This window comes from Citrobacter sp. Cpo103, from assembly GCF_030332605.1.
GTDB lineage: Bacteria > Pseudomonadota > Gammaproteobacteria > Enterobacterales > Enterobacteriaceae > Citrobacter > Citrobacter portucalensis.
The window spans coordinates 146,938-171,737 of record NZ_JAOWHO010000032.1; the positions used below are offsets into that span (position 1 = coordinate 146,938).

A 24,800-nucleotide genomic window follows, 5' to 3' on the forward strand; every position below is an offset into this window, starting at 1 on the left:
ATGATCTACATTTCTGCCGTTGGCATGATTAATGCGTTGGGCAATAACACTGATGAAATCGCAGCCAACCTCACTCGTGGCGTAGCGCCGGGAATGCGCCCGCGCACGGGCTGGCTGCAAGGACACCCATCCGCAGTGTTAGCAGGCGTTGACGGTGAGCTGCCCGCTATTCCTCAGCACTTTAGCGCTCATCGTTCGCGCAACAATCAGCTATTGCTGGCAGCACTGATGCAAATCCAGCCACAGGTGGACGACGCTATCGCCAGATTTGGTCGCGATCGTATTGCTATTGTTCTCGGCACCAGCACCTCCGGTCTGGATGAGGGTGACGTTCACGTAGATTTGATGCTCAACGGCAAAGAGAGCACTGACTGGCGCTATCCGCAACAGGAACTGGGCGATCCGTCGCGTTTTCTTAGCCACTGGCTGGCGCTGGATGGCCCGGCCTTTACGCTCTCAACCGCCTGCTCGTCCAGTGCAAGGGCTATCATGAGCGGACGTCGTTTGATCGAATCAGGTCTGGTCGATATCGCCATTGTCGGCGGTGCGGATACGCTAAGCCGAATGCCAATCAACGGATTCCACAGTCTGGAATCACTCTCCCCAACGCTGTGTCAGCCGTTTGGCCGCGACCGTTGTGGGATCACCATTGGCGAAGGCGCCGCATTGATGGTATTAGCCCGCGAGCCACAGCCTATCGCGCTCCTTGGCGTCGGCGAATCCAGCGACGCGTACCATATTTCGGCTCCCCATCCACAGGGGGAAGGTGCCATTCGCGCCATCGGCCAGGCGCTTAACGACGCAGGAATGACGCCGGAACACGTGGGCTATATCAATCTGCACGGAACCGCCACACCGTTAAATGATCAGATTGAGTCCAACGTCGTGAGCGCGCTATTTGGCGAAACGGTCCCGTGCAGTTCAACCAAACATCTGACCGGGCACACGCTGGGCGCTGCGGGGATCACCGAAGCAGCGATCAGTATGCTGATTCTGCAACGCGAACTGCCGCTGCCACCGCAGGATTTTAGCCAATCGCCACGCGATGAAACATTGCCAGCCTGCGGCATCATTGAACAGCCGCAGTCGCTGACTCGCCCGGTTATCTTGTCTAATTCGTTTGCCTTCGGTGGCAATAATGCCAGCATCCTGCTCGGGAGAACCTCATGAGCCACTTTTTACCACCGGGTGACTATTTACCGCATGATGCGCCGATGCTGCTTCTTGAAGAGGTCGTCAGTGTGGCGGACGAAACCGCCACCTGCCACGTGACGGTATCAGCAAACAGCGTACTGGCCCCTTTTCTCGACCCTGATGGCAATCTGCCTGGCTGGTTCGCACTAGAACTGATGGCGCAGACCATTGGCGTCTGGTCTGGCTGGCACCGTCAGCAACAAGGTCAGGCGAGTATTACGTTAGGCATGGTACTGGGCGCACGTGAGTTAGTCTGTGCTACAGGTGTTCTGCCTGCCGGGAAGAAGCTGAGCATCCATGTCAAATTGCTGATGCAGGATGCACGATTCGGTAGCTTTGAATGTGCTATCCAGGCAGACAACGAGACGCTGGCAACCGGTCGAGTCAACACCTTCCAGCCGACATCAGAAGAAATTAACACGCTATTTCAACAAGGAGCGTCCACATGAGCCGTTCAGTTTTAGTTACGGGTGCCAGCAAAGGTATCGGTCGCGCCATCGCCAGACAACTGGCCGCGGACGGTTTTGTGGTCGGCGTACACTATCATCGCGATGTGCAAGGAGCACAAGAAACGCTGGATGCTATCCTCGCCGCTGGCGGCGCAGGGCGCCTGTTGACATTTGACGTTGCCAATCGCGAGCAGTGCCGTGAAATACTGTCGCAAGATATTGAGGCAAACGGCGCATGGTACGGCATTGTCAGCAACGCTGGAGTCACTCGGGATGCCGCTTTCCCTGCGCTCAGTGATAACGACTGGGATTCGGTGATCCATACCAACCTCGACAGCTTTTACAACGTCATTCATCCGTGCATTATGCCGATGATCAGCGCACGCCAGGGGGGCCGTATCATCACACTGTCTTCGGTTTCGGGCGTGATGGGCAACCGCGGTCAGGTCAATTACAGTGCGGCAAAAGCCGGAATTATTGGTGCCACCAAAGCGCTGGCTATCGAACTGGCAAAACGCAAAATTACCGTAAACTGCATTGCGCCGGGACTCATTGATACCGGGATGATCGAGATGGAAGAAGCCGCATTGAAAGAGGCGATGTCGATGATTCCCATGAAACGAATAGGTCAGGCTGAAGAAGTCGCCGGGCTTGCCAGTTATTTAATGTCGGATGTGGCGGGCTATGTAACTCGCCAGGTGATTTCCATCAATGGAGGGATGTTATGACACGTCGTGTCGTGATTACAGGCATGGGCGGCGTCACCGCCTTTGGGGAAAACTGGCAGGCTGTCTCCGCCAGGTTATTGGCATATGAAAATGCGGTACGCAAAATGCCGGAGTGGCAGGTTTATGACGGACTGCACACACTGCTGGGAGCGCCGATCGACGACTTCACTCTGCCGGAACACTATACCCGCAAGCGAATTCGCGCCATGGGGCGCGTATCGCTGATGTCCACCCGCGCAACAGAGCTGGCGCTTGAGCAGGCCGGGCTGATTGGCGATCGGGTACTGACTAACGGTGAAACCGGGATCGCTTATGGTTCATCAACCGGTAGTACCGGTCCAGTGAGCGAGTTCGCGACCATGCTGACCGAGAAACACACCAATAACATCACCGGCACGACCTACGTGCAAATGATGCCGCATACCACTGCCGTTAACACCGGATTGTTTTTCGGTCTGCGTGGGCGAGTCATCCCGACATCCAGCGCCTGCACATCCGGTAGCCAGGCAATTGGTTATGCATGGGAAGCCATTCGACACGGTTATCAAACGGTGATGGTCGCCGGCGGTGCAGAAGAGCTGTGTCCTTCCGAAGCCGCCGTGTTTGATACGTTATTCGCAACCAGCCAGCGCAACGACGAGCCGAAAACCACCCCCTCCCCGTTCGATGAAAAACGCGATGGTCTGGTCATCGGAGAAGGTGCAGGTACGCTAGTGCTGGAAGAGCTGGAACACGCTAAAGCGCGCGGAGCAACGATTTATGGTGAAATCGTTGGCTTTGCCACTAACTGCGATGCTGCCCATATCACCCAGCCGCAGCGCGAAACAATGCAGATTTGCATGGAAAAATCACTGAATATGGCAGGTATTAGTGCCCGGGATATCGGCTATATTTCAGCGCACGGAACCGCAACCGATCGTGGTGATGTTGCAGAAAGTCAGGCAACCTCTGCAATTTATGGTGATAATGTTCCGCTATCCTCGCTTAAAAGCTATTTTGGACATACCCTTGGCGCTTGTGGCGCACTAGAGGCCTGGATGAGTCTGCAAATGATGCGTGAAGGCTGGTTTGCGCCTACGCTAAATTTGAGTCAGCCAGATGCCAATTGTGGCGCGCTGGATTACATTATGGGTGAAGCCCGCAAGATTGATTGCGAGTTTTTGCAGAGCAACAACTTTGCGTTTGGCGGCATAAATACTTCTATCATCATTAAACGTTGGCCGTGATATGTACCGGATCGTTCTTGGGAAAGTTTCTGTTTTAAGCGCTGGCGCACTGCCTGCCGCACTAAGTGAGCAAGCGCCGCAAGGTGCTCGCCGTGCGCGCTGGCTGGCAGGTCGCGTGCTGCTTTCCCATGCCCTTTCGCCATTACCGGACATCGTCTATGGCGAGCAAGGAAAACCGGCCTTTTCTGCTGACACGCCGCTGTGGTTCAATCTCAGCCACAGCGGTGATGATATCGCCCTGCTGCTCAGCGACGAAGGGGAAGTCGGCTGCGATATTGAAGTCGTGCGCCCGCGCGATAACTGGCAAACGCTGGCAAATACGGTATTCAGTCTTGGTGAACATGCCGAAGTCGAGGCCGAACGCCCGGAGCAACAGCTGGCGGCGTTCTGGCGCATCTGGACGCGTAAAGAAGCTATCGTGAAACAGCGCGGCGGTAGCGCCTGGCAAATCGTCAGCGTCGACAGTACCGCGCTAACTTCCTCACTCTCCGTCAGCCAGTGCCAGCTCGATACCCTGAGCCTGGCGGTGTGCACCCCCACGCCGTTTACCCTGACCGCAGACGCCGTGCAGCGCCTGGAAGCCTTAGCGTAAATTTTCCGGGAAGTTTTTCGGCAGCTCGCTCGCCGCACAGGCAATAACGTCATCGTTGTTCGCGCCGCAGTCACGTACGAAAGTGATGGTCGCGAACTCATCAATCACCTCGGTGGGATACGCCGGGCCGGCATCGCGGTACGACATCATCAGCGGAATATGGTCATTCTGGAAGCAGACCGTTTTTTCCGGATTATTGATCACCCAGCGAGGGAAAAAGATGGTGCCGTGAAAGAGTTTGTCACCCAGGTTTACGATCAGGCTGACGTCGGTCCCGGTCGGTTCGGTCCACGAAATTTTATAAACGCTCTCCCCGACCCGCACAATATAGGCCCGCTGATCTTTCACCCAACGATTTCCCACAATACCGCTGTGAATGCGGTAATCCAGCGTAGCGTCGTTTTTCACGTAGATCTCGTAATTCCAGCCATTATCGTAGGTATAGACCAGATGTTTGCCGACAAATCCGCTCAAATCATGTTTATCAAACGCGCTCATATTCGTTCTCCTCTTACTTGATGTGAGGATCTTAACGCTTCAAAAATTGGATGAATAACGCTATGTTTGCATCAAATTCATTCAATTATTAGATGAGTTATGCACAAAACAACCCTCGAGCAGTGGGCCCTATTGGAGAAAGTGGTGGAGCTGGGCAGCTTCGCTAAAGCGGCGGAAGAGACCAACCGTAGCCAGTCTTCGGTAAGCTACAATCTGGCACTGTTACAGGAGCGACTTGGCGTAACGCTGCTGACCCCGGAAGGCCGCAGGGCTGTCCTGACCCCGGCCGGAGAGCTATTGCTCAATCAGGTCAAACCGTTACTGAAGGCCTTTTTATGGGTGGAAACCCGGGCCGCAACGTTACAAAACGGTACGCGAACGCGGCTGGATTTGATGGTAGATAGCATCTTCCCACGCAAACGCCTGTTCGCCATTCTCAAACAGTTTCAGCAGGCCTGGCCGCAAACGCAGGTGCGTCTGACCGAAGTCCTGGAGAATGGTGATGCTCGACTGGCAGCACATGCCGATGCGGACGTAATGGTCCTGACCCGGCGTCAGGATGTCACCGGACGCGGCGAATGGCTGATGAATATTGACTTCGTGGCCGTGGCCCACCGCGATCACCCACTCTGCATGCTGGATGCGCCGCTGAATGAAGACGCATTACGTGCCTGGCCGCTGATTCGCATTGCCGATCGCGATAACCCACAACAACCGGCGCGTGATGCCTGGACCTTCTCGACCATTGATGCCGCGATTGATGCGGTGATGTATCAGGTCGGTTACGGCTGGCTGCCCGAAGAACGCATTCAGACGCAGCTTGACCAGGGACTTTTACGCCCACTGCCGTTAAGCCATGGCGCTCGCCGCGCCACGCCTTTGCATCTGATCGTTAAAGATACGCTCGCCCCGCTGGATGAACAGGTCAGTACTCTGCTGCGTTTATTGCGAGAACATTAACCTTTTCCCCGGATGCCGGACGTGTGTTACAAAATACGCTATTCCCCTTACTCCCTGTGCGCCAACGCGCCACATGAAAGGTTAACTGCAGATGCAACGAGTCACCATTACCCTCGATGACGATTTACTGGAAACGCTCGACGGCCTGAGTCAGCGCCGTGGCTACAACAACCGTTCCGAAGCGATCCGCGATATTCTGCGTGGCGCACTGGCGCAGGAAACTACCCTTGAACACGGCACTCAGGGCTTCGCGGTGCTCTCGTATGTTTATGAGCATGAGAAGCGTGATCTGGCCAGCCGTATTGTTTCTACCCAACACCACCATCACGATTTATCGGTCGCCACGCTGCACGTGCACATCAACCATGACGACTGCCTGGAAATCGCCGTGCTAAAAGGCGACATGGGCGATGTGCAGCATTTTGCCGATGACGTGATTTCCCAGCGCGGCGTGCGCCACGGCCATTTACAGTGCCTGCCGAAAGAAGAGTAATTGCCTGTTTCGTTGCGGGATGCCGGATGGCGGCTACGCCTTATCCGGCCTACGTCTGTTACCATCTGTAGGCCAGGCAAGCGAAGCGCCCCCGGCAATAATGATTACGCCATCGTGCCAATCGTCTTTCTGAAACGCAGCAGTGCTATCAGGAAGAACGCGCTACCAATCGCCAGCAGCGTCAGAAACTGCGGCCAGACAATGTCAAACCCTGCGCCGCGGTAAAGTATCGCCTGCGCGAGGCTGACAAAATGGGTCGTTGGCATGGTCAGCATAATGTCCTGCACCGCCTGCGGCATGCTTTCACGCGGTGTGGAGCCACCTGAGAGCATCTGTAACGGCAGCAGCACCAGAATCATCAGCAGTCCCAACTGCGGCATGGAACGCGCCAGCGTGCCCATAAAAATGCCGATCGAGGTGGTGGCGAACAGGCTCAGCGCCACGCCCAGCATAAACAACGGAATTGAACCCTCAATCGGCACCCCGAGCACGCCTTTCACCATCAGCATCAGCGACAGACCGGAAACCACCAGCACCACCAGCCCCATCGACCAGATTTTTGCCATCATAATCTCAAACGGCGTCACCGGCATCACCAGCAGATGCTCAATAGTCCCGTGCTCGCGTTCGCGGATCAACGCCGAACCGGTCAGCACAATCGCCAGCATGGTGATGTTATTGATGATCGCCATCACCGCGCCAAAACGGGCGGGTTCCAGATTAGGGTTAAAGCGCATACGCATTTCCAGTGCCACCGGCGGCTCATTGTTATCGCGGTAACGCGCCACAAAGCTGTTTACCTCGCCGCTGATGATATTCTGGATATAGCTGTTGCCGGTAAACGCCTGGCTCATCCGCGTGGCATCGACGTTAACCTGTATATCCGGTTGTCGTCCGGCCAGCACATCACGCTGAAAGTCAGGCGGAATGTTTACGGCGAAGGTATAGCGCCCGGCGTCCAGCCCGGCATCCATTTCATCGGCAGTGATCATCTCCGGCGGTAAAAACCACGGGCGATAAAAACTATTCACAATCCGATTCGACAACTGCGACTGGTCCATATCGGCAATAGCAATCGGTGCCAGATGCAGCGAACCCGGCAGGACGGTCGCGGAAGAATAAACCGAAACCGTGAAGGCGAAGACGATCAGCGTCAGCATCGCTTTGTCACCCAGCAGGCTGCGCAACTCTTTGATGCCGAGGTTATAAATATTGCGTAATCGGCGCATCACCCCTCCTGTTTTTTCAGCAGTAATACGCTCAGACCAATCACCACCGGAATGGCTACCGCCAGCGGAATAAACAGCGGCCAGAGATCGGTCAGATCCAACGCTTTAGAGAACGTTCCACGCGCGATGGTCAGAAAATGGCTGGTCGGATAAATTTCACCAATCCAGCGACCCGGCCCTTCCAGCGAGGCAACTGGATCGATCATTCCGGAAAACTGCGTCGCCGGGATCAATGTAATAATCGCCGTACCAAAAATGGCCGCGATCTGGCTTTTCATAAACGTGGAGATTAACAGCCCCAGCCCGGTGGCAATGGTGACGTACAGCAGCGCTGCCAGCGTCAGGGTCACAAAGCTCCCCTTATGCGGGACGCCGAACACAAACACCGACAGCGCGCACAACAGCAGGAAGTTCAGCATACCCAGCACGATGTACGGCAACTGTTTGCCGAGTAAAAACTCGCTGCGGGTCGTGGGCGTAACGTACAGGTTGATAATCGACCCCAGCTCTTTCTCACGCACCACGCTGAGGGCACTGAGCATGGAGGGGATCATCATCAACAGCAGTGGAATCACTGCCGGAACAATCGCCGGCAGACTCTTCACATCCGGGTTGTAACGATAGCGAGTTTCAATGGTCATCAGCCCGTTTTGCCCGCTGGCATTGGGCTGACGCGCCATCACATCCTGCAGCCAGGTCTGGTGCATCGCCTGCACGTAACCCCTGACCGTTTCAGCACGGCTTGGCATTGCGCCATCGACCCAGACGCCAATCTTCACCGGCGTTCCACGCGCGATGTCGCGGCCAAAATTTGGCGGAATTTCAATTGCTACCGCAACTTCGCCTGAACGCATCCGTTTGTCCAGCTCGTCATAACTGGTGAGCGGCGGTTGCTCGATAAAATAGCGCGATCCCGCCAGATTCAGCGTCCACGCCTGGCTGCTGACGGTCTGGTCACGATCGAGCACCGAAAAACGCAGGTTTTCTACATCCATGCTGATGCCGTAGCCCATGATAAGCATCAGGATCACTGTGCCCATCAGCGCCAGCGTGGAGCGTACCGGGTCACGTCGTAGCTCCAGCGCCTCGCGGCGGCTGTAGCTGAACAAGCGTCGTAGGCTAAAGCCTTGCCGCGGCGGCTTACTGTTTTCATGCACTGTCGGGACATTGGCTGGCGCTAACTGAGCTTCCGGCGCCGGGCCTGCCGCTTCCTGCAACCAGGAGATAAACGCCTCTTCCAGACTGGCAGCTCCACGCTGTTTCACCAGCTCCTGCGGCGTACCGCTGGCCAGTACTTTTCCGGCGTGCATCAGCGACATGCGGTCGCAGCGCTCCGCTTCGTTCATAAAGTGGGTGGAGATAAAAATGGTCACTTTGTCCTGACGCGACAGATCAACCATCAGTTGCCAGAACATATCCCTCGCCACCGGATCGACCCCGGAGGTCGGTTCATCAAGAATGAGCATCTCCGGGCGATGGATCACCGCCACCGCCAGCGACAGGCGTTGACGGATCCCCAACGGTAGTGCACCGGGCAGCGCATCTTCGACATCGGTCAGCGAAAAGCGCTCACTCATCTCCTGCACCCGACCAGGGATTTCTGATTCGGGGATATGGAACAGCCGCGCATGTAGTTCGAGGTTTTGCCGGACGGTCAGCTCGCTGTAGAGCGAAAATGCCTGCGACATATAGCCTACCCGGCGGCGGGTATCGATATTCTTCGGATCAACCGCTTGTCCAAACAGCCACGCCTCGCCTTCGCTTGCGGGCAGCAGTCCGGTGAGCATTTTCATGGTGGTGGATTTACCGCAGCCGTTGGAGCCGAGAAAACCGAAGATTTCCCCGCGCGGAATGCGGAAGTTAACGTGGTCCACCGCCACAAATTTACCGAAGCGCATGGTCAGGTTTTTCGCCTCGATGGCAATCTCTTCCTGCTCAGCGTGATACGGCGGGATCACTACCGGTTTATGCGCCTGGCGCTGGGCTTCAGGTAACAGCGCGATAAACGCCTGCTCCAGCGTGTTGCTGTTGGTTTGCTCACGTAGCTGCTGCGCGCTCCCGGTGGCTAACACCTCCCCGGCGTTCATCGCCACCAGCCAGTCAAAGCGCTCAGCTTCTTCCATGTAAGCGGTCGCCACCAGCACGCTCATGTTGGTCTGCCGCTGGCGAATGCTGTTAATCAGATCCCAGAACTGGGCGCGGGACAGCGGGTCGACCCCGGTGGTGGGTTCATCGAGAATTAACAGTTCCGGGTCGTGGATTAACGCGCAGCACAACCCCAGCTTTTGCTTCATCCCGCCCGAGAGTTTCCCGGCAGGACGGTCGCGAAACGGTGCCAGTCCGGTGCTATTCAGCAGCTCGGTAATCCGCGCCTCACGCTCCGCTTTGTCATGCCCAAACAGGCGGGCAAAGAAATCGACGTTCTCATATACCGACAGCGTGTGATACAGGTTTTTCCCCAGCCCCTGCGGCATCCAGGCAATGCGCGGGCAGACATCCCGGCGATGTTTTGGGTCGCGCATATCGCCACCCAACACCATCACGTTGCCGTGTTCAATGACCCGCGCGCCGGAGATGAGCGACAGCAGGCTCGATTTTCCGACGCCATCCGGGCCAATCAACCCCACCATACAGCGGGCAGGGATATCCAGCGTGATATTGTTCAGCGCTACCGTTTTCCCGTAATGCTGACTCACGCCGTCAAGGTGCGCCACGGGAGGAACGGGAACCAGCGCCAGATGCGTCATTGCGGCAACCTCACCACCAGGTCGTCAGGCCAGGCGCGACTTTCATCAACACGCACCCACGCCATGCCCGGCAGACCGGTTTTCACGTACTCCAGATGCTGCTGCAACAGCTCTGGCGGGATACGCGCTTTGACGCGAAACATCAGTTTCAGCCGTTCATCGCTGGTTTCGACCGTTTTCGGCGTGAACTGCGCGACGCTAGCCACAAAGCTGATGGTCGCCGGAATACGCAGATCCGGCGCAGCATCCAGCACCAGCCGCGCTTCTCCGCCAATCTTCAGTAAACCAGCCTGTTCGGTTGGCAAGAAGAACGTCATGTAGACATCGCTGAGATCGACCATATTCAGCACGCGACCGCCTGCGGAAAGCACCTCGCCAGGTTCAGCTACGCGGTACTGTACGCGACCATCCCGCGGGGCTTTCAGCTCGCTATCATCAATATCAGCCGCAATACGACGTTCGGTAGCCTGCGCGGCTTCTACGCGGGTTTGCGCCTGAATGATACTGGTACGAGCGGCTTCAATGGCGGCTTTTGCCGCAGAGACCTGCGCCTTTGCGGATTCCAGTGCAGCGCGTGCGCTTTCTGCCGCAGCCCTGTCGTCATCCAGCTGTTGCTCAGACACAGCCCCACGCTGAGATAGCGAACGGGAGCGGACGTGGCGTTTAGAGACCGACTGCAGTTCCGCCTCACGCTGTTTTACCACCGACTGCGCGGCGCGCATTTCACTTTGCCGCTGCTCTAACAGCGCCCGCGCCGCCGCCACCGCACTTTCGGCCTCTTTGATTTGGGCTACCGCTTCCAGCCGCTGCTCCTGCAGCACGCGGGTATCCATTTTCGCCAGCACCTCACCCTGACGGACGAACTGCCCTTCCGACACGAGGATCGTGTCAATTCGCCCGGCAATCTTGGTGGCAATATCCACTTCAGTGGCTTCAATTCTGCCGTTGCTGGCTGCAAACCCCTCCGGTATTCCCGCAGGACGAAGCATCCACCATGCTATCGCGGCCACCACGACCAGGATGCCCGCCACCCACCACATCATATGACGTTTAAACTTATCCATATTCGACCCGCCGTAATCCCTGTTATCAAACGATGCGTGTCACAAAGCCCACTGAACAGCTATTCAGCGGGAGATTCCATCCGGGATAAGAAGGAATGAGAAACAATGGCCAGAGAGCAGACAGGCATGTAAGCAACCTGCGCCGCGAAGGAAGTGAATGATGAAAATGCTGTGAAATCGGGTAGTAATGTTGTCATCATCAGCGTTCCTGGCCGGAAATGAAACACGCATACTCATTACTGCTGTCTATTGAATACTACCACCTGGATTCAATATGTCTATTCGGTTGTAGCAGGGATGTTGCAGGAAAAAAATCGTGCCCGGCAATTCCTTCACCGAGCAAATTTCACAAGTGAGTTTTATTTAAAATGCAGCGGATACACGCTCAACGTATCGTCTTCGCTTATTCAGATTGTGAAATGACAATAAAGTTTGCCCGTAAGCCTACAATTAAACAATAAAGTTTGCCCGTAAGGACAAGTAGTTATGCTATAGAACCTTCTATCACATAGTTGCAACACTTCTGTTAATTGTGATGCACACAAAAGTGCCGCATACTCGTTATATCGGTAACCTACTGAGTATGGTGTACGCTATGACTAAAAAATGTCCAAAAACATCCCATGTTGGGTCAAATTCCAGGTTGCATCATCATGTCCATGGGAAGGAAGGCATCCAGACTGTAGTACAAGTACAGGATGACTCCGTTGAAAAAGAAATAAGGACCAAGGCAACAAACGACCTGAGAATTGAGTATAGTTTTGGCTTACAAAGACTCAATAGCATCGCTGAAGAAAATGGTTTGTTATCAGATGATTACCGAACATTCTGACATATGATCCAATAGTTAGAAAATTTCATTATGATATACTAACCTTAGCTATCCCCAGGCTGTAGCGCCCTTCCGAGAGGTGTTGGCCCCCTTCTTCTGTTTCGCACTTTCTTTCTTGTTTGCGGCTCGCCTAGACTATCCATCGTAGTCGTTCTCAGCCCCGGATTTTGTTGTCCTGAACAAAGGCACGAAGCCTACCCAACGAGACCGTATTTGTTTCTGGGCCGAATCAGAATTGATAATTGTCAACGAATACTTTTTTTATCATAGTGTTGTAGTTATTGTTATTGCGATGGCGGTATGTTGACGTAATTTTTACGGGATAGGACACGCTACAAGGGAGTGCTCACTCGGCGTACATTTACGTAGTTAGGGCTGACGGAACACGAACCAGATGTGTAAATCGCTTTTAGGACATATCGATAACACATTGCCATCATTTTATTAACTGTACGAGTTTGACTTAGTATTGAAGGCATCCAAATTTCTGATAGGAAGCTCTGACCTATAGATTGAATCTCACTAGTGAGTTAGCCGACATTTCAGTCAATTGATTATGGCAAAAAGCTCTTAATTACGGAAAACATATAGGAAATTCAGACATATTATCCGTTACTTACAAGAATAACAGCCTAATTATCTGAACAAATTAGATAGAAATCTAAGGGGAATTCCGTTGGAAGTAGAGATGTGGGATGGTGGCTTGCAAGAGCAAGAAGTGGTAGCAATCGAGAAAATAAAGGCTGCTTTTTCAGATAACGTATCTAAGCCTGACAAACCTGTACGTGGAGGCTCAATTGGCGAGCAGCTACAAAGCTATGGCTATACTGGCAACGGAATGTTTCCCTGGAAAGGTTATGCAGGTTTTCGTTTTGTTGAGGCAAAAAAAGAAGGTGAATTCGATTTAGTCATTGTTACGCATTGTAATGTGATCATTGTTGAATTGAAGGACTGGAATCATCAGCCTGTAACAGCACGCGGAGAGACCTGGTATAAGGGCGGCAAAAACATGGGGCGCTCGCCAGTAAGCGTAACCCGTGGAAAAAAGTTCACGCTGGACAACAAACTCAAGCGTCTGGCAGAGCGTTTTACGAACAAAGGCTATGTTCCAATTGTACATTTCTTTGTTGTGATGACTGGCAATGCGGACTTCAGTGAGTTACCGGAAGAACAACTTCACCATACAATCTCGTTAACAGATTTTCTTAAATTTGCTGATCGCAACACATTCAACAACTACTTCAGACCCCATCCAGGTTCCCAAGTTCTGAACAAAGATTTTCCCCTTTTTGATAACCTTTTCTTAGGACCTCAGACAGCGCCCAAAGCTCTGAGGGTTAATGGCTTCGAAGCTAAAGATATGATTTTCGAGCATCCTAAAAAGGTGTATCGGGAATACCTAGCAAAATCAGAGATATCGGCAAATAGCGAAGCATTACTCAGAGTATGGAATTTCCGGAATATCCCAGGGGCGAAAGCGTACACGCCGGAAGGAAGAACTGAGATCGTTTCACGTGAGCGTGAAGTGTTACAGCACATCAATCACCAGAATCGGGACCTTTATAACCACTGCCTGAGGTCACTAACCAGTTTTCAGAAAGATGAGGTGACAGCTGAGTACAGCGAAGTCTATGAGCTTCCGCCAGGTCATGTTCGGTTTAACGAATTCATCGGGAAGTATGGTAAGTCGTTTTCTGACCAAGACCGTTTAAATGTAGTCAAACTACTCATTGCAAAGTTTAGCGATCTCCATGAGATGAAAATTGCTCACAGAGATATCGCCGATCACAGCCTGTGGATTTCACCTTCAAAAGAAGTCGCCCTGTCAAACTTTATTTCGGCATACCATCGACCAGTTGGAACGGTCGGAGATTATCGTAAGCTTTTATCAGTGGGTGCTGTCGAGGTAAAAGACATGCTTGATGGGGGCGAACTTACGCCTTTTCAGCAGGATGTTCATGCCCTGGGTCTTGTAGCCTGGCACTTATTAAGTGGTATGCGAATGTCGCCAAAGAGTCTGGAGACTGTACAGGAGAGTATGTTAAACAGTCAGCACTGGTATTCAGATGTATTACTGGATGCTGTTGCTGCAAAATTTACTTCCGCGACGGATTTCTTTGATGCCCTTAAACAAGCTGAACCTGCTGGCGAGGCGCTCCCAACATTTGATGATACTGAGCTTGACCCTTACAGGCATCCTATTAACCACTCTCGTCAGTATCGGGAAGATGATGATTTTCTGGTAGAAACATCTGATAAAGAAGTCTATATCTCGGGTGGAAGGCTCGTGAAGGCGTGGCTAAATGTTGGTGGGCAAGGAGACGATTCATCAATAAACTTCCAGGTTTTGAAGTTTTTAAAACAGATCGAACAGCTTTCTTTAGTTAAACCAACGTATCTGCCTGAAATCCGTGAATTTGGTATCGCATCTAAATCATCGAGTCTTTACATGGTCACTGACCAGATACAAGGAGATACCTGGGACAAAATGGTGGTCCCGGATGATGAAAAAATCGATCTCATTGATAAGTTTGTCGCTTCAGTTGAGCATTTACACGGTCTTGGTGTTTCTCACGGAGACATCCACCCAGGCAATGTGATGCTTAGGACGGAGGGGCGCTCGCTTTTCCTCATCGATATCCCCGACTTTTCACCGTCGGGTGACGAACCTAAAAACCACAGCTACAGCCCTGAATATATTGATAATTGCACTTCCTTTGAACGCGATAACTATGCAGTGATGAAGATGTCCTGCGAGTTGTTAGGTTTGTCCTGGGGGGATGAATCAGACCTTTACCCAACGATTGCGAATGCCATCCGGGCTGAACTGGAAGATCCTATTTTTGGGTTTAAAGATTTAGGCCGGTTTAAAAAAGCGGTAGACAGTTATGACCAAGCGTCAACACAAGATCTGATAGAGATTACAGCAGGAAACGCCGATGAAATAATCTCTGTTCTGCCTGATAACGGGCATCTGTATGTCAAAGTTGAGCCAAATCGTAAAGAGCCAGCTGAAGTAAAAGTCACTTTCACCGGAATTGGTGGCAGTTTTTCTGCAATGTTCAGCAAAGAACAGAAGACGCTGCTTTATGGCTTTAATCCAAGGGCTCGTTCATCAATTCGTAAGCAAGATATTGATGAAAGCCAGTTCGAAATTGGTACGGGTATCAGGATTACTCCAGGCAGCCCGCAGGATATGTCGGCGTTGACAGTATTGCTTAATAAAGAAGAATCTTTTGCCCGGGCAATCGAGTTGATTACCGCATCTGAAGACATTCAGTCGCAGGACCCGCTTACTCTTCAGTTAAAAGATGCCTTTGCCAGACTGGATAAGCGGGTGCTTGAGCCTGCTTTAAAAGAAGTGCTGGAAATCCCAACGGTGAAACTGTGGCGTGCAATCCTGGATACTGAAACAGAATCCTATCCGAACATTGAAGTCAGTGGGGAGGTAATACCTGTTGCAGATGCTCACGGGGAGCTACTCATTCCTTACTCTGCAGACGTTGATCCTCTTGGCGCATTTAGAAGTAGTGATGACGTTGAAGCCTTGCAGGTCGATCAGGAAGGGGTTGAGCGATTTATAGGTGAGGTGTCACTTAAGAAGTCAGAGCTCAAGGAGATTCGATTGGTTAGGGTACGTTCAGCAGCCTATAGGTTGAAAGATTCTGATATTGTCTTCTTCCGCACAAAGCAGGATCGGGCGTCTTATCAGAAGCGTAAACGAGCGCTGGAACGCCTCATCGATCGGGAGAGTGTGCTACCTGACTTAATTGACCTGTTCGACCCATCCTGCAAACAGGATGCTCAAAATTATGGTGTCACTGTCAGCGATGCCGATTTTGCCAGATACGACCGTGAAGACCAACACGGAAACAAGATCAGTCTGAATGAACAGCAAAGAAAGGCGTTTAACATATTGGTTAATAATGGACCTCTCTCCCTGTTGCAGGGACCACCAGGGACAGGTAAAACTGAGTTTATCGCGGCCTTTGTCCACTACCTGATTGAGAAACAGAACACCAAACGCATTTTATTAGTTAGTCAGTCACACGAGGCTGTGAATACAGCAGCCGAGCGCATCAGAAAGCACTGTTCTCGACTTGGTACAGAGCTGGATATCGTCAGGTTCAGTAACCGTGAAGGGGCTGTTTCTCCTGGGCTGAAAGATGTCTATTCGAACGCAATCACAACAGAGAAACGCGAACTGTTCAATGCTGAAATTAAGTACCGCGTTGAAGCGCTGAGTGAAGCCATTGGTCTGGAGCCAGGGTTTATTTCGGGTGTCGTGCTTGCGGAGCTCAGGCTGTTCAAGCAAATAGATCATCTTGAGAAATTGCTCTATCAGGTTAACGATTTAACCGATCCAAAAGAGATCAACGAACTGAAAGATATTGCAGTCGAACTCAACTTTTCCATCCGCTCCAGACTGAGTCAGGAGTATGGGATTAACCTGGACAAAGACGCAAAGGTCTCTGCAGCAAAAGACATTCTGATCTCAAGGCTATGTACGGAGTATGGTGTCAGACCTGATGAGGCTCGACGAGTAAAGGCATTAGCTAAAATATCCCGGGATATGCAGGATGCTATGTCGGGAGAGCGAGTGAACCTTGATGAGTTTTATTCACGTTCCAGGCAGCTAGTGGCTGGCACATGCGTCGGTATTGGACAGGGGCATATTGGTATCCAAGAGAATATCTACGATTGGGTGATTATTGATGAAGCTGCGCGCTCGATTGCGAGTGAACTGGCCATTGCGATGCAGTCGGCGAGACGCGTCCTGTTAGTTGGAGACCATCTGCAGCTTCCACCATTGTACTCAGATGCTCACAAGGCGGCATTAGCGAGGAAATTGGGTATCAATAATTCTCGCACTGAAATTGATGAGGTATTACGAAGTGACTTTGCTCGCGCCTTCAACTCTACTTATGGTGCACAAGCTAGTGCAGCTCTGCTGACCCAATATCGTATGGCTCCTCCAATTGGTGAACTTGTATCAAAGACCTTCTACGAAGGGAAGCTTCGAAATGGAGAGCGAGCAATTCCTGATGTCTATCAGCATGCACCAGAAGCTTTACGTAACGTAGTGACTTGGCTGGATACTGCCTCCTTGGGTCATCGGGCCCACCACCTTGGAGACCGTGGAACAAGTATTTACAACCGAAGTGAAGCTGACGAGATTATTTCTGTACTTAAACAGGTGTCAGAGAATGAAGAATTCGTCGCTCAGCTTTCAAAGCTCGTTAATAAAGATGAAGCAGCAATCGGAGTAATTTGTATGTATGCCGAACAAAAGCGGTTGCTACGTCAGAAATTCAATCAGGAAATCTGGAGCGATGGCTTCAAGGATATTGTTAAAATTGATACGGTTGACAGCTATCAGGGCAAGGAAAATCGAATTATCATTTTATCTCTGACGCGTTCGGATAAGCAACATAGCCCAGGTTTCTTACGCGCACCAAACCGTGTCAATGTAGCAATGTCACGAGCAATGGATCGCTTATTGATAGTTGGTAATGCCGATATATGGAAGGGAAATAATAAAGAGCTGCCATTAGGCTCCGTTGTTCGCTATATGACTGAACGAGGTCAGGACGCTGGATATGTGTTCCTCTCCGCTCAACAGGGAGGGAAAAAGAAATGATGTCTGATAACAAAGTAACCTATCACGAAGTTGACTTCTTACTGCCTGCACAGAAATTTAACATTCAGTTCTCATATATTTCCCAGAAAGGACTACCATTTATCCGGGAATTTGTTCTGAGGCTTGTTCATGTAGCCTCAATGAGCAAAGCACAAATATCAACTTATTTCGGCTTGAGCCACTGTGAGACGGAGGAGGCAATCTCAGATCTTGTACAGCGCGGCGAACTTACGCTCTCCGCGGAAGGTAGACTGACCTTAACTGACAAATCAAATGGATATTTTTCTGAGGTTGGAGAGATGCCACACCTTTCAACTGTCCAAGATAGTGGTGGTACATTATCATTTGATTTAGCCACTTTTAGTTGCTTCAGCAACCAAAATATCCAAGACCACTGGAGGGGGGGGATATTATTAAAGGTTGATGACAACAATGTTTCTCAAAGTGAGAAATTGGTTGAGAAACACTTCCAGTATCAGTTTAATCAGATTCTAGATAAAGGCTATCTTTCTCACTTACAAGTTCAGGGCGGAAAAGAACAGCCTTCTATTTATACAGTTAATTCTGTTAATAAACTCCGGCAAATGCCGTTACGTTTAACAACTGAGTTTAAAATGGATAACGATGGTAAAGCTGTCGAGCGTGAAGACTATGAGCACTTAAATAGCTCTGAATGTGTTCATGAGTTAATGGCTATTGAAATATCAAGGTTATTACGACCTAACAATACAATGAGTATTGTTAAATCCATGGTATCACTCAACGATGAAAATACACTTAAGCTATTTGACTCAAAAACTAATCAGCTTAATCCGGCCTTTATTAAGGATATGCAGGCCTTGGAAGAATACTCTGCCTCAGGTAGAACAACTTTCTTAGGCCCAATATACGCTAAAAATAATTGGGAAAGGCTGCTGAGAGCTTTGGCTCCAGTGCTCAGTCAGCGAATCAAAGATAAAGCTGATCATGGCGGTAGTCATTTCATATGGATAGCACCATCAGATCCATACTGGTCAAAGAGCGAACGCTTTATCTCTAGCCTGAGTGATTTTATCCACAAGTCGAGCACGAAAGATAAGCGGTTATATAAACCTGTGCTATATGTACCCGTCTCAGATGATGTTGATTCCAGGGCAGCTAGGCAATGGAAGCATGAACTAGGTCCGTTCCACGAGCACACTAAAGGGCTTGTTGAAGGATTGTTAGATGGTAATGTAGAGATCCTTCATCTCGAGGATGAATTATCTGTTGTTATCTATCATATTTCTCAACCAGAAACTTTGCCAGTGACGATGCCATTGGGATTTATAACAACTAACAAAGAGTCAGTTAAAATTATTGGATCGCTAATTACTGAATATGTGCATAGTAGTTCTGGTTTTGATAAACCGCATGACTGTGGATTGATCTCTTCAATGGTTTAGAAACTGTTATTTGATTGACAATGAAAGGGCTATTTACTGCCCTTTCATTTATTATTGAACACGATTGTGTTCTCCCAACTCCTCTTTCATTTCAGCTAAAAGTATAAAAATTTAGAATAGGCTTGGACAAACCAAATTATTATGGGCTAAATATTATTTAGCATTACTATGCTGACTTTTCATTTAATATATCTCTTTTCACCCTAAATGGTGACCAAACATGGTTGCCGGTTAGTAAAATTATATTATTATCAAAAACATATCGCTTGAATGATGTGGAGTGTTGAAATAGAAAATGAAGATCGACTTTGTCTCTAATATTTTCTGTATCCTCCCCAACGGCAGCACAAGTTCGACATTCCAAGCAAGACGCACAATATCTAAATTTAGGAACCATTATAATTTCAGAAAATTGTTTTCTAGGAGAGATAATTACTTTAACATACTCCACAGCCTGTTGAAGCTCATAATTAAAATCATCACATTTACTCAGCAACACTATGGCATTTTCAACAGCCAGAGTAGCCTTCATAAACCGTAAATTATCTTTTCCCCAGAGAAGCAAATCTTCGCCTAACAGCAACCATGCCTTGATATCGAATAAGCCATCAAAACTTGGTAATTTTCTTATATTATTTAAAATGATAACCCCAATAACCTCACCGACACACTTCATTGCTCTAATTGGAAATATAAACTCAGGTCTTGATATAGAGTGCTCTGCGAATGTAGGATTATTTCTTTGATATGAATCGACGATCTCAACTGCATTCCTAGGAAGTTCTCCATTCATAACCTGCTTAATATTAATAAGAGCATTATTATACGAAGTCAGCTGAAGACGATAAAGTGGTGTATTGTGTTCATGACACCGTCGGGCCTGAATCCAGTCATGCTTAAAATAACCAAACCCAAAATCAATAATTGCTTGCGTAATACATTTTTGACAGAATTTTATTCTTATTTTTTTATCTGATTTATATGTTATAGATCGCTCTCCAGAGAGAAATATGGATGGGAGATTATGACAATAAGCTGATGGTGTATCAAATAGACCATGTCCCATCCTACCTATTTTTTTCCCGATATCTGAGGTTTCAAGTAAAAAAAGATCATCAAATCTATGGAAGACATATGAAACTTCATGATGTGCATAGGGTTTACTAAACCATTGACCATCACCTGATACTACCCCTTTAGGGTCAAAGACATCTGCAAAAACCAACTGTTGTCTAAGAAGGAAGCTTTGCAATGATTCATCTAATGGAATATTCACAGATTTTTTCTCACAGTATTTATACCTAATCTCATTATTATTTTTATGTGTTTATATCAGATATATTCGTTGAATGGGTAGTATTATTTACACATCAAATAAAATCAACGTCTAAAGTTTATGTTTCACTTTCCTATGTTGAACTGGTGATGTTGCTACAGGTAATATATTTTCTATCCAAGTAGGTTTATGTCGGTAAAGCCAAAAAAAGGCAGCGCCACACTCTTTTCTACATTGCTGCCGTATTGCTTGAGGATGCTCACTTAACCATCTAATTATTCTTATTTTATGACGCCGGCATTTTGATTCAATTCTAGCAGCTTTCCGATAATTGACTAGACCAGGAACACTGGAAATAAGAGTTTCTACACTACCAACAGAAACTCCCCAACGTCTAGCTATTTCTTTTCGATGAAATCCTTTTTGTGCCAATAGCAAAATGTTTTCCTTTACCGAAACAGTTATTTTCCTTGGTCGAAGATTCAACGAAATATTTGACCTTATAGCTAATGCCTTTATAAAACATCTACTTTTTCCCGTACGTCGACTGGCCTCAGCCATCGATAATCCTTGAGAAAGCAATTTCTTACATTTATCACTAGAAGCTGATGAATCTGGTTTCTTATATTCTAGTTCTGCTATTTTTCCCTTGCAAAACAAATCAACATGTTCTAGAAAAAAACCAATCAAGAGGTGTTTAAAAGGATGTTGGTCAGACTTCCCCTTCAATAAATTCGAGAAATAACTATAATCATCATCTGATTTAGGTAGAAGCCCATTATTCATCTCTGTTATTTGACTTGCTAATCGATACAGCGCAGTTGCAATTGATTTCCTACGTACACGTCCAGCATCTGTTATATAACCTATATTTTTAAATCCCCTGAAATAATCTGTGAATTCCGCCTCTCCTTTTGTTATCGCTTTAAGCTTTGACACTGAATAATTTGCGAAAGCATATGCTTGAAAGTTACAATGCCTATCATGCGATTCAAGTGATGGTAATAATTCCACTTGAATATGCGGGCGAGGTGGCATTGGAATATGATATAACCATATCTTGTGTAAATAACAGGCTTCGATACCGGGTATCTGGTGACCTAAGTGCCAATATGTTACACCATACATTTCCATATTTTCTCTCGCACACATAGGGCAATATTTTAATGTAATTCTTTCATATTCTCTGAAATTAGTAAGCTGACATGCTCTACTTGCCGAATGTAATGCTAATGCATCACAATAGATTCGCTTACAGTAATGCGGTAAAAAAAAACTGAATAAGGGAAAGAGTGTCTGTTCTCTAAAAAGTATTTGCGCATCTTCACCACTATTTTCAGCCAATATTGAAAGATTCGAAGTCAGCCAAGGATGAATACTTGCCCTATCGTTACCAAACATAGTAGTAAGGAACATACTACGAGGTAAACCAATAAAAGTTAAACTACGAACTAAACGACTATATAAAGTTTCGTCTGGCAATGTAGAAGGAAGCCTCATACCTACCTCCACCATAGTTAGAAATATGCCTTACAAGGTAAGATCACGGATTTTACTTTTAAGATAAAATGAATCGCCACGGATAATCTAGACACTTCCGAGCGTCTCCTCCGGGAACATAATCAGTATATCGGAATATCTCTAAAAGTGAATGGGCCGTTTTGCCGGGATGCTTACAAGCGGGCGTTTCCCAGAAGCTGATGTACGCCACGCTCCGGAAGTTTGGAGCCCGCATCAATGAAGCACTTGCGCTCAAAGAGCTGAAATTTATTCTTCATCCGCCTTACCTGGTTATAGAGCCAGGTACCCAAAGGCAGTGGGCTGGAAAGCGCTAGTTGGTGAGCGCCGTTGTTTTTTTGTGCAACGGCTTGTTAGGCATATCATGTTTTACTTCGGTTTTTTCCCTTGCATCCAATCTCCAAACGTAACCCATGACCCGGCGCCGCTATGTATATAAAAGCTTTCTAGAGTTAGATCTAAATAAGGGTACAGGCCTAGGTATTCTCTCCCATCAAACTCTTCATCATCATTTTCCATAATAGGCGCAACTGATACTCTTCCAGTTCGCGCATCCATATATCCTAACTCCCATGGCATCCAAACCGATTTTTCTGCTGAATTAGAAGTTAAATAGATTAGAGATGAGCAATTATTCATTCTATTACGCAGTACGGTTGCAGTAAATTCGCTTACTTTTCCTCTATCTAAATGCTCATCTTCTATCCAGTCAACATATACGGAATAACCTTTTTCGATTAGCATGCTTCTAATTTGCATAACTATTCGCGCATCAGAATAAGCATGAGAAAGAAAAATATCGTAATGCTCAGAAACGGAGAAAGATTCAAATGCTTTTTGCAGGCTATTTGCTGCCCAGCGCCTTTCACTGGCCTCCTCTAATAATGTTGTCTGTGTGGCATTGTAGCGACGAAGTATCTCAGATTTACGAATTATAGCCATTATTCTTCTCGTCTAAATTTTGCATCCATCTACCTAAAGGGTAACGACATGAAGCTAGTATTTGGTGATTATACCTCTCTATGATTTTGATTTATGGATACGAATTGATTATTCAGGCACATATGGAAAATGCTTTGTAACCCAAGCGTATCCATCGTTATTGGCAGCTCCTTCCGAGGTATATCGCATTAACATCTATATGATGATAAGAAACCAAAATGGCCCTCGCTTGGTTTACAAAAATACAGGATCGTACAAGACAACTATTGATCAACTAAATAACGGCTAAAGAGCGTGGCGAAATCTATATCTTCAAGCTCTCTCCCGCTGAAATAACCATTATCCCGTGCAAGATTAAGCGCCGCACCGCCTGGCGCGGCAACTGGAAGGATGAATGCCCCAGGATGGAACCGCCTAAAAATGTTGTATTCGACCTCAACACCATCCATCCCCCCAATGAAAACTGCACCGATAAGATCTTTTCTGGAGAGCATCTGCTCGCGCATTAGTTGCAAGCTACCTTGAATGTCGCCGGGCACGGGGTCGGTATAAACCACGTTGTCAAATCGTTGATTCTCTTCCGGGTAGCGACCTTCGAAGAAGCGGCTTTGATACAGGATGACAGAGTTAGTGTAATCAACCCCAAGATCTTCACAGATGCTCCAAATCATAGGGGTAATTGCTGGATGACCGCCCCATACGATTTTGTGCCTGCGAACGGTCGCAATAGTCAGTTCACGGACAGCGCACTGGATAAGAAATGGGTCAGCGGTCTCGTAATATTGCCCTCGTCCAATCACGGGGATACTTGCTGAGAGGAAAATCGCCGCCATTTCTATACCCTCCAATCTGCAAATTGCCAACTCGCCTCGCAAGCCTTAACCCATCGCGTGACTTGGATGTATTGACCCAGCCAATCCAAGTGACTAAGCCACTGAGGATGCAGGCCTACATGATCATAGAGTATGGCTACGGATTCATCAGGAGAATTCATTGATGCTTCGTGCATAGTCGTGGAGGTCGGAACGCCCACCGTTGGATAAACCACAACCATGCGGTCATCGGGCAGACGCACTCGAATCCCTCGGCCGGTGCCCATGCCAATCACTTCTCCACCGATAGTCTCAAGGCCTATTCGGAGATTGCTCATTAGGTTAACGGTACGCACCGCATGGCTCTTGCTGCGGACTTCTTCAAGCTGCAGACAGATCCGGTCAATCGCGTGGTCACTAATACGTCCCGATACGACATCTAACTCACTCTCACCAAGCTCAGAAAGGCTTGCAGTCGCTAACCGCGCCGAGCACAGAACTCCCGGCCATCCTACTCGAAGAACACTGATACCCTTAGCCAAGGCCCTTCCGAACTCCGCTGCAGTCCATCGACTGTTAAAGTAGTCGGGAGTGTCGAGCATCAACAACACGTCAGAATCACAAAGCCGATGCCATAACATGGTCTGAAAATCTTCTGCCGGGGCAATACTATGTGTATCCAGGAAAACGTCAAAATGCCTAGCAGAGAGGGCATCGAACATCTGCAGTGCCGCCTGACGAGCCTCGTCTCGCCGATAACTTACAAAAACCCGACGTTGCTTCGGAAGCAGGCCTGCACACTCCAAAAGTGCAGTGGCTACCCTTTTTGCCCCACCATTGGCGTAGGACAAACAATTCAATGGACGCAGGATCTCCGGTACATTGGTCGCCACTTCGCATAAATCAGACACGACGGGAACAACAGGCACACCGCTACGCAGCAAGCTAGGTAAGCTGGGATGATCAGCACCTAATCCGCCGAAAAATACAACAGCAGCAGATCGCTGTTGATTAGGGATAAAAGTATCAGGACTAACTTCCCAGCCGATCTCCTGACCCACCCTCAATCCAAACATGGAAACAGCATCAGTGACAGCGTTTTCAAGCTCAGAGAGTTGAGTAGCGGTCGGTAAGCCCAAAACAGCCAAACTATATATGAATGACATCCATACCTC

General features: G+C 48.9%; 18 protein-coding genes. 9 read left to right on the forward strand and 9 right to left on the reverse strand.

What is annotated here, in order from left to right:
• The 5 genes from OGX89_RS13405 to acpT are packed head-to-tail and all read left to right on the forward strand — an operon-like array spanning position 1 to position 4,189.
• The gene (locus OGX89_RS13405; protein WP_232397742.1) at positions 1 to 1,170 is read left to right on the forward strand and encodes a beta-ketoacyl-[acyl-carrier-protein] synthase family protein; all 1,170 of its coding nucleotides are present in this window, start codon (positions 1 to 3) and stop codon (positions 1,168 to 1,170) included.
• Complete coding sequence (locus tag OGX89_RS13410) at positions 1,167 to 1,643, forward strand: hotdog family protein (RefSeq protein ID WP_003827520.1); 477 nt, start codon at positions 1,167 to 1,169, stop codon at positions 1,641 to 1,643. The genes OGX89_RS13405 and OGX89_RS13410 overlap by 4 nt, the downstream gene beginning before the upstream one ends.
• Positions 1,640 to 2,371: a 3-ketoacyl-ACP reductase FabG2 gene (locus OGX89_RS13415; protein ID WP_008786386.1), complete on the forward strand. Its 732-nt coding sequence runs from the start codon at positions 1,640 to 1,642 to the stop codon at positions 2,369 to 2,371. The genes OGX89_RS13410 and OGX89_RS13415 overlap by 4 nt, the downstream gene beginning before the upstream one ends.
• Positions 2,368 to 3,597 (forward strand): beta-ketoacyl-ACP synthase, encoded by a 1,230-nt coding sequence (locus OGX89_RS13420; protein ID WP_003827516.1) that lies wholly within the window; start codon positions 2,368 to 2,370, stop codon positions 3,595 to 3,597. Before OGX89_RS13415 ends, OGX89_RS13420 begins: the two co-directional genes overlap by 4 nt.
• 1 nt (position 3,598) lies before the next feature.
• Positions 3,599 to 4,189, forward strand: a complete 591-nt coding sequence (acpT, locus tag OGX89_RS13425) for a 4'-phosphopantetheinyl transferase AcpT (protein ID WP_003827514.1) — start codon at positions 3,599 to 3,601, stop codon at positions 4,187 to 4,189.
• On the opposite strand, the gene OGX89_RS13430 is transcribed toward acpT, so the two are convergent.
• Positions 4,181 to 4,687: a phenolic acid decarboxylase gene (locus OGX89_RS13430; protein WP_126956431.1), complete on the reverse strand. Its 507-nt coding sequence runs from the start codon at positions 4,685 to 4,687 to the stop codon at positions 4,181 to 4,183. The two genes, acpT and OGX89_RS13430, sit on opposite strands and share 9 nt — an antisense overlap.
• A 99-nt stretch (positions 4,688 to 4,786) precedes the next feature.
• On the opposite strand from OGX89_RS13430, the gene OGX89_RS13435 reads away from it, so the two are divergent.
• Positions 4,787 to 5,647 carry a LysR family transcriptional regulator gene (locus OGX89_RS13435; RefSeq protein ID WP_003827509.1) on the forward strand — a complete coding sequence of 287 codons (861 nt, stop codon included), beginning with the start codon at positions 4,787 to 4,789 and terminating at the stop codon, positions 5,645 to 5,647.
• Between the two features lie 91 nt (positions 5,648 to 5,738).
• A complete protein-coding gene (nikR, locus tag OGX89_RS13445; protein ID WP_003827507.1) occupies positions 5,739 to 6,140 on the forward strand; it encodes a nickel-responsive transcriptional regulator NikR in 402 nt (133 codons plus the stop codon).
• Between the two features lie 104 nt (positions 6,141 to 6,244).
• Here nikR and OGX89_RS13450 read toward each other — a convergent pair whose 3' ends face one another.
• From OGX89_RS13450 to OGX89_RS13460, 3 genes are read right to left on the reverse strand one after another with little or no spacing between them, the layout of a single operon-like run.
• Complete coding sequence (locus OGX89_RS13450) at positions 6,245 to 7,369, reverse strand: ABC transporter permease (protein ID WP_063941408.1); 1,125 nt, start codon at positions 7,367 to 7,369, stop codon at positions 6,245 to 6,247.
• Positions 7,369 to 10,116: a ribosome-associated ATPase/putative transporter RbbA gene (rbbA, locus tag OGX89_RS13455; protein ID WP_126956433.1), complete on the reverse strand. Its 2,748-nt coding sequence runs from the start codon at positions 10,114 to 10,116 to the stop codon at positions 7,369 to 7,371. The genes OGX89_RS13450 and rbbA overlap by 1 nt, the downstream gene beginning before the upstream one ends.
• Positions 10,113 to 11,180: an HlyD family secretion protein gene (locus tag OGX89_RS13460; protein ID WP_003827499.1), complete on the reverse strand. Its 1,068-nt coding sequence runs from the start codon at positions 11,178 to 11,180 to the stop codon at positions 10,113 to 10,115. The genes rbbA and OGX89_RS13460 overlap by 4 nt, the downstream gene beginning before the upstream one ends.
• A gap of 1,520 nt (positions 11,181 to 12,700) precedes the next feature.
• Between OGX89_RS13460 and OGX89_RS13465 the strand changes: the two genes are divergently transcribed.
• Together OGX89_RS13465 and OGX89_RS13470 are read left to right on the forward strand one after the other, a co-directional pair.
• Positions 12,701 to 17,653, forward strand: a complete 4,953-nt coding sequence (locus OGX89_RS13465; protein WP_032339738.1) for an AAA domain-containing protein — start codon at positions 12,701 to 12,703, stop codon at positions 17,651 to 17,653.
• The gene (locus tag OGX89_RS13470; RefSeq protein ID WP_000986687.1) at positions 17,650 to 19,077 is read left to right on the forward strand and encodes a hypothetical protein; all 1,428 of its coding nucleotides are present in this window, start codon (positions 17,650 to 17,652) and stop codon (positions 19,075 to 19,077) included. The genes OGX89_RS13465 and OGX89_RS13470 overlap by 4 nt, the downstream gene beginning before the upstream one ends.
• A 166-nt stretch (positions 19,078 to 19,243) precedes the next feature.
• Here the strand turns inward: OGX89_RS13470 and OGX89_RS13475 are convergent, their stop codons facing one another.
• The 5 genes from OGX89_RS13475 to thcB4 form a co-directional block, all read right to left on the reverse strand.
• The gene (locus OGX89_RS13475; protein WP_001025076.1) at positions 19,244 to 20,353 is read right to left on the reverse strand and encodes a hypothetical protein; all 1,110 of its coding nucleotides are present in this window, start codon (positions 20,351 to 20,353) and stop codon (positions 19,244 to 19,246) included.
• A gap of 111 nt (positions 20,354 to 20,464) precedes the next feature.
• Positions 20,465 to 21,853, reverse strand: a complete 1,389-nt coding sequence (locus tag OGX89_RS13480; protein ID WP_001395486.1) for a TnsD family Tn7-like transposition protein — start codon at positions 21,851 to 21,853, stop codon at positions 20,465 to 20,467.
• 387 nt (positions 21,854 to 22,240) lie between these two features.
• Complete coding sequence (locus OGX89_RS13485; RefSeq protein ID WP_000974844.1) at positions 22,241 to 22,813, reverse strand: toll/interleukin-1 receptor domain-containing protein; 573 nt, start codon at positions 22,811 to 22,813, stop codon at positions 22,241 to 22,243.
• A gap of 263 nt (positions 22,814 to 23,076) precedes the next feature.
• A complete protein-coding gene (gene thcA, locus OGX89_RS13490; protein ID WP_000718920.1) occupies positions 23,077 to 23,646 on the reverse strand; it encodes a Thoeris type III anti-phage system protein ThcA in 570 nt (189 codons plus the stop codon).
• A gap of 2 nt (positions 23,647 to 23,648) precedes the next feature.
• A complete protein-coding gene (thcB4, locus tag OGX89_RS13495) occupies positions 23,649 to 24,791 on the reverse strand; it encodes a Thoeris type III anti-phage system protein ThcB4 (protein WP_000008533.1) in 1,143 nt (380 codons plus the stop codon).
• Positions 24,792 to 24,800: the final 9 nt, after the last annotated feature.

What these genes read in the sequence shown, in the direction of transcription:
- OGX89_RS13405 (WP_232397742.1), top strand. Translation starts at nt 1, where the DNA reads ATGATCTACATTTCTGCCGTTGGCATGATTAATGCGTTGGGCAATAAC.
- OGX89_RS13410 (WP_003827520.1), top strand. Translation starts at nt 1,167, where the DNA reads ATGAGCCACTTTTTACCACCGGGTGACTATTTACCGCATGATGCGCCG.
- OGX89_RS13415 (WP_008786386.1), top strand. Translation starts at nt 1,640, where the DNA reads ATGAGCCGTTCAGTTTTAGTTACGGGTGCCAGCAAAGGTATCGGTCGC.
- OGX89_RS13420 (WP_003827516.1), top strand. Translation starts at nt 2,368, where the DNA reads ATGACACGTCGTGTCGTGATTACAGGCATGGGCGGCGTCACCGCCTTT.
- acpT (WP_003827514.1), top strand. Translation starts at nt 3,599, where the DNA reads ATGTACCGGATCGTTCTTGGGAAAGTTTCTGTTTTAAGCGCTGGCGCA.
- OGX89_RS13430 (WP_126956431.1), bottom strand. Translation starts at nt 4,687, where the DNA reads ATGAGCGCGTTTGATAAACATGATTTGAGCGGATTTGTCGGCAAACAT.
- OGX89_RS13435 (WP_003827509.1), top strand. Translation starts at nt 4,787, where the DNA reads ATGCACAAAACAACCCTCGAGCAGTGGGCCCTATTGGAGAAAGTGGTG.
- nikR (WP_003827507.1), top strand. Translation starts at nt 5,739, where the DNA reads ATGCAACGAGTCACCATTACCCTCGATGACGATTTACTGGAAACGCTC.
- OGX89_RS13450 (WP_063941408.1), bottom strand. Translation starts at nt 7,369, where the DNA reads ATGCGCCGATTACGCAATATTTATAACCTCGGCATCAAAGAGTTGCGC.
- rbbA (WP_126956433.1), bottom strand. Translation starts at nt 10,116, where the DNA reads ATGACGCATCTGGCGCTGGTTCCCGTTCCTCCCGTGGCGCACCTTGAC.
- OGX89_RS13460 (WP_003827499.1), bottom strand. Translation starts at nt 11,180, where the DNA reads ATGGATAAGTTTAAACGTCATATGATGTGGTGGGTGGCGGGCATCCTG.
- OGX89_RS13465 (WP_032339738.1), top strand. Translation starts at nt 12,701, where the DNA reads ATGTGGGATGGTGGCTTGCAAGAGCAAGAAGTGGTAGCAATCGAGAAA.
- OGX89_RS13470 (WP_000986687.1), top strand. Translation starts at nt 17,650, where the DNA reads ATGATGTCTGATAACAAAGTAACCTATCACGAAGTTGACTTCTTACTG.
- OGX89_RS13480 (WP_001395486.1), bottom strand. Translation starts at nt 21,853, where the DNA reads ATGAGGCTTCCTTCTACATTGCCAGACGAAACTTTATATAGTCGTTTA.
- OGX89_RS13485 (WP_000974844.1), bottom strand. Translation starts at nt 22,813, where the DNA reads ATGGCTATAATTCGTAAATCTGAGATACTTCGTCGCTACAATGCCACA.
- thcA (WP_000718920.1), bottom strand. Translation starts at nt 23,646, where the DNA reads ATGGCGGCGATTTTCCTCTCAGCAAGTATCCCCGTGATTGGACGAGGG.
- thcB4 (WP_000008533.1), bottom strand. Translation starts at nt 24,791, where the DNA reads ATGTCATTCATATATAGTTTGGCTGTTTTGGGCTTACCGACCGCTACT.